Source organism: Streptomyces ipomoeae 91-03 (assembly GCF_000317595.1).
In the GTDB taxonomy this organism is placed as follows: domain Bacteria; phylum Actinomycetota; class Actinomycetes; order Streptomycetales; family Streptomycetaceae; genus Streptomyces; species Streptomyces ipomoeae.
Map to the genome: position 1 here is coordinate 1 of NZ_AEJC01000507.1, position 4666 is coordinate 4666.

Genomic DNA, 4666 nt, shown 5'->3' on the forward strand with positions numbered 1-4666 from the left:
GCAAGCTCACCACCGACGCGGAGGCCGAGCGGCACCGCCTGATCACCGAGGCGGTGCACCGCGAGGGCGGGCGGATCGCGATGCAGATCCTGCACTTCGGGCGGTACGCCTACCACCGCGACCTCGTCGCGCCGAGCGCCCTGCAGGCGCCGATCAGCCCGTACGTCCCGCACGCGCTCACCGACGCCGAGGTCGAGCAGACGATCGACGACTACGCGAACGCGGCCCGCCTCGCCCGGCAGGCCGGGTACGACGGCGTCGAGATCATGGGCTCCGAGGGGTATTTGATCAACGAGTTCATCGCCGCCCAGACCAATCACCGCACCGACCGCTGGGGCGGCTCGTACGAGAACCGCATGCGCTTCCCCGTCGAGATCGTGCGCCGGGTACGGGAGGCCGTCGGTGAGGACTTCATCGTCGTCTACCGGCTGTCGATGCTCGACCTCGTGCCCGGCGGGTCCAGCCTCGACGAGGTGGTCACGCTGGCGAAGGCCGTCGAGGCGGCGGGGGCCACCATCATCAACACCGGCATCGGCTGGCACGAGGCCCGTATCCCCACCATCGCGACCTCGGTGCCGCGCGGCGCGTACACCTGGGTCACCAAGAAGCTCATGGGCGCGGTCTCGGTGCCGCTCGTGACGACCAACCGCATCAACACCCCCGAGCTGGCCGAGCAGTTGCTCGCCGACGGGCACGCCGACATGGTGTCCATGGCCCGTCCGATGCTCGCCGACCCGGACTTCGTCGCCAAGGCGCGCGAGGGCCGGCCGGAGGCCATCAACACCTGCATCGGCTGCAACCAGGCATGCCTCGACCACACCTTCAGCGGTCAGATCACCTCCTGCCTGGTCAACCCGCGCGCCTGCCACGAGACCGAGCTGGTGCTCTCCCCGACCCGGCTGCGCAAACGCGTCGCCGTCGTGGGCGCCGGCCCCGCCGGTCTCGCCTGTGCCGTCGGCGCCGCCGAACGCGGCCACGAGGTGACGCTCTTCGACGCCGCGCACGAGATCGGCGGCCAGCTCAACGTGGCCCGCAGGGTCCCCGGCAAGCAGGAGTTCGACGAGACCCTGCGCTACTTCCGCCACCAACTCGACGCACACGGCGTGGACGTACGCCTCGACACCCGTGTCACGGCCGACGACCTCACGGCGTACGACGAGGTCGTCGTCGCCACTGGCGTCACCCCGCGCACCCCCGACCTCCCGGGCGTCGACCACCCGAGCGTCCTCGGCTACCTCGACGTCCTGCGTGACGGCGCCCCCGTCGGCGACCGGGTCGCGATCCTCGGCGCCGGCGGCATCGGCTTCGACGTCGCCGAGTACCTGACCGACGGCGGGGAGAAGGCGAGCGAGGACCCGGCCGCGTACTTCCGTCAGTGGGGCGTCGACATGGACTACCGCGCCCCCGGCGGCCTCACCGCCCCCGAGCGCCCCGCCCCGCCGCGCTCGGTCCACCTCCTCCAGCGCAGGACCTCCAAGGTCGGCGCCGGACTCGGCAAGACCACCGGCTGGATCCACCGCACCGAACTCAAGCACCGCGGTGTCACCATGGTCCCCGGCGTCCAGTACGACCTCATCGACGACGCCGGGCTGCACATCACCGTCGACGGCGTACGCCAGGTCCTGGAGGTCGACACGATCGTCCTCTGCACCGGACAGGAACCGCGCCGCGACCTGTACGACGCCCTGGTCGCCGCCGGGCGCTCCGCCCACCTCATCGGCGGCGCCGACGTCGCGGCCGAACTGGACGCCAAGCGGGCCATCAAGCAGGGGACGGAGCTGGCGGCGACCATTTAGGCACTGCGGGGGCTGGTGGGGCCTTCCTAGGATGAGCCCATGTCACTCCCGCACGCGATCCTCACCGCCCTGCTCGAAAAGCCGTCGTCCGGCCTGGAGCTGACCCGGCGGTTCGACAGGTCGATCGGCTACTTCTGGTCGGCGACGCACCAGCAGATCTATCGCGAGCTGGGAAAACTGGAGGGCGAGGGCTACATCCGCGCCCTGCCCTCCGAGCGGCCCGCCCGGGGCCAGAAGAAGAGCTACGAGGTCCTGCCGGCGGGCCGTGAGGAACTGGCCCGCTGGACCTCCGCACCCCAGGACCCCAGGCCATGGCGTGACGCCCTGTTCGTACGGCTGCGTGCCGCGGCGGTGGTCGGCACCACCGGCCTCGAGGACGATCTGCGCCGCCATCTCGCCCTGCATCAGCGGCAGTTGGCGGAGTACGAGGAGATCGAGAAGCGGGACTTCGGACCCGGCCGGGACACCACCCAGGACCGGCTCCAGCATCTGATCCTGCGCGCCGGAATCGACCTGGAGACCTTCTGGACCCAGTGGCTGGCGAACGCCCTGGAGGAGTTCGAGCGGCTGCCGGACCGCGGCGGCCGTACGGAATCGTCCGAGCGCGAGTAGGCGGCCGTCCCCGTCACGTGCCGTCCGCTCGGCGGCGGACCGCACGTCTCAGGGGCGACCTCCCACCCGGCGCTCACAGCCGGTGCGGCTTCGCGCGGCGGCGCAGGTACCAGACCGCCGCCCCCGCGCCCGCCGTCACGAGCGCTCCACCGCCCACCACGGTGAGGGTGCCGTAGTCCTCGGTGGCCCCGCCGATACCGCCCATGACGCCCCGTGAGGGCGGGGCCGACGAGACGGTCGCGGAGGCGGTGGGAGTGGCGGCGGTGACGATGATGGACTGGGTGCCCGCCGTGGTCCCGTCCCTGCACACCACGACCACGGTGTACGTGCCGGGGCTGACGTTCGTCCAGGACGCGGACTGGGTGGTGCTCGTACCGGTGAGCGTGGTCTGGCGCCCCTGGGAGAAGTTCGGCTGCCCGCCCACGGCCAGCGAGGCGGTGCCGAACACGCCGTTGACGCTGGTGGGGCAGTCGCTGGTGTTGACGGTGACCGTGGACCCCGTGGTGCTCACGGAGATCCCCGAGGGGACGGCGATGGCCGACGGCGCGTCCAGTGCGATCGGCAGCGCGGCGGCGGCCACGGTCAGGCCGGAGCGGAGGAGTAGCTGGGACGTACGCATGAGTCTGCCCTCCAGCGGCACGGTTGGCGGGACATCCCTTGCGCCGCCGAGGATCGGGGAACCCCGTGCTGCCTCAGGCCGAGCCAACGTGCCCAGCGCCCCGCCCGCATGCGGACCGCCCCCGAGCAGGTGACGGATTCCGCCGAACGGGGGACACAGCGAGGGAGTACGCCCAGTCGTCCCGGCGCGCGGTGGCGCGGAAACCGGTGGGCGCGGTGGCATGCCCGTCGTCCGCCCCCGGCGCGGTGGTGAGCCGTGCCGCTCCGCTCGCGGGGGAGAGGTTGTCCGCCGCGTCCCGCGCCCGCACGGCGAAGGAGTACCGGGTGCCGGGCCGCAGGCCCGTGACCACGGCCGCCGTCCGCTTCCCGCCCACGCTGTCGGAGCCCGGCGGTCGGTGGTACCGGCGGCGGACGTGGTGGCCCGTACCTCGGCGCTTTGCGGCCCGAGGTCCCCGGCGCCGCCGCGGGTCCGGACCGTGAACACGGAGGTGGTGGAGGGGCGCAGTCGGGTGATGTCCACCATGTGCTCGTCGCCGGGCACGTCCGCGGCCTTCCTGCGGCAACAACGAACCGCAGAGGGGCGGAAGCGCGGCACGGGAACGCGGCGCACGACCCACCCCCTCGGTCGTCGGTCTTCAGCGGATTAGTCTGTACCTTCTCCGTGTATGTATGCGCGACTGATGAGGTCACATCAAGAGGCAGGAGTCGGTGCCGAGTCGACGTGGCGTGGTGGGACGGCTCGTTTCACGGCTCGGCTTTCGGCTACGTATGCTGGTGTTCAGCCACGGTGTGAACTCGCTTTCCTTCCAGGCCAGTTCACGCCGTCCGGTGCGGGCCGCTGTCGTCGCCGAACCCGCGCCGGCGAGGGCGGCCGAGCGGCCGGGGCCGGGGTCGGCCCGGGTCCTCGGTCGCTCACCCGCCCCGTGAGTGCCGTGCACCGTCCGGCCCCCTCCCGGTGGCCGTCCTCTCCGACCCGCACCAGCTTTGGGTGAGTGGTCGTCAATGTCGCCCAGGAGAGGGTTCCTTATCGTGCGTGTCCGCTCGTTGACGCTCGCCGCCGCCGGCGCCGCCCTGCTGGTCTCTGTCACGCTGCCCGCCCTGGCCGACCCGCAACAGCCCATACAGCGGCGTGAAGGTGCCGTGACCGCCGCCGACTTGCTGGCCAGCGTGCGTGGCTGCGTCCGGGTGTCGCGGAACCTCTACCGCAGCGACGCCGACACCCCCGCCGTCATCCCCGTCTGCGGCGTGGACGGCGCGGTGCACTGGAAGGCCGACATGGACATCGACTGCGACGGCCGGCCGAGCGCGCGCTGCAACCGCACCACCGACCCGTGGTTCCAGCCGACGACATCCTTCCAGCAGTCGGACGGCCGCCACCTGCGCGCCGATACCCTGCCATTCATCGTCGTCCCCGCCCGAAGCCGCATCTGGGACTACCGGGATCACGGGATCACCGGCGGCTCGATCGCCGCCGTCATCTACGGCAACCGCGTCCAGTACGCCGTCGTCGGTGACACCGGCCCGCAGAACACCATCGGCGAGGCGTCGTACGCCACGGCCGAGGGCCTCGGCATCCGCCCCGCCCCGCGCGGCGGCGGCGTCGCCTCCGGCGTCACCTACATCGTCTTCGAGGACTCCCG

The 4666-nt window shown here is 72.1% G+C and carries 4 protein-coding genes and 1 pseudogene; 3 read left to right on the top strand and 2 right to left on the bottom strand.

Translation table 11 applies throughout. From position 1 onward, the window contains the following. The coding region (locus tag STRIP9103_RS32935) for an NADPH-dependent 2,4-dienoyl-CoA reductase (RefSeq protein ID WP_048821416.1) at positions 1-1796 on the top strand (1796 nt) is incomplete at its 5' end. A 39-nt stretch (positions 1797-1835) separates the two neighbouring features. Then, the gene (locus tag STRIP9103_RS32940) at positions 1836-2408 is read left to right on the top strand and encodes a PadR family transcriptional regulator (RefSeq protein ID WP_009327729.1); all 573 of its coding nucleotides are present in this window, start codon (positions 1836-1838) and stop codon (positions 2406-2408) included. 73 nt (positions 2409-2481) lie between these two features. On the opposite strand, the gene STRIP9103_RS32945 is transcribed toward STRIP9103_RS32940, so the two are convergent. Together STRIP9103_RS32945 and STRIP9103_RS52155 are read right to left on the bottom strand one after the other, a co-directional pair. Continuing rightward, positions 2482-3027, bottom strand: a complete 546-nt coding sequence (locus STRIP9103_RS32945) for a hypothetical protein (RefSeq protein ID WP_009327731.1) — start codon at positions 3025-3027, stop codon at positions 2482-2484. 151 nt (positions 3028-3178) lie between these two features. Further along, positions 3179-3579: pseudogene (locus STRIP9103_RS52155) on the bottom strand (fibronectin type III domain-containing protein); the annotation flags it as partial. 476 nt (positions 3580-4055) lie between these two features. Here STRIP9103_RS52155 and STRIP9103_RS32950 point away from each other — a divergent pair. Further along, a partial coding sequence (locus tag STRIP9103_RS32950; RefSeq protein WP_048821417.1) for a glycoside hydrolase family 75 protein occupies positions 4056-4666 on the top strand: 611 nt, incomplete at its 3' end.

Coding starts and splice junctions, on each gene's coding strand:
- STRIP9103_RS32940 (WP_009327729.1), top strand. CDS start 1,836: ATGTCACTCCCGCACGCGATCCTCACCGCCCTGCTCGAAAAGCCGTCG.
- STRIP9103_RS32945 (WP_009327731.1), bottom strand. CDS start 3,027: ATGCGTACGTCCCAGCTACTCCTCCGCTCCGGCCTGACCGTGGCCGCC.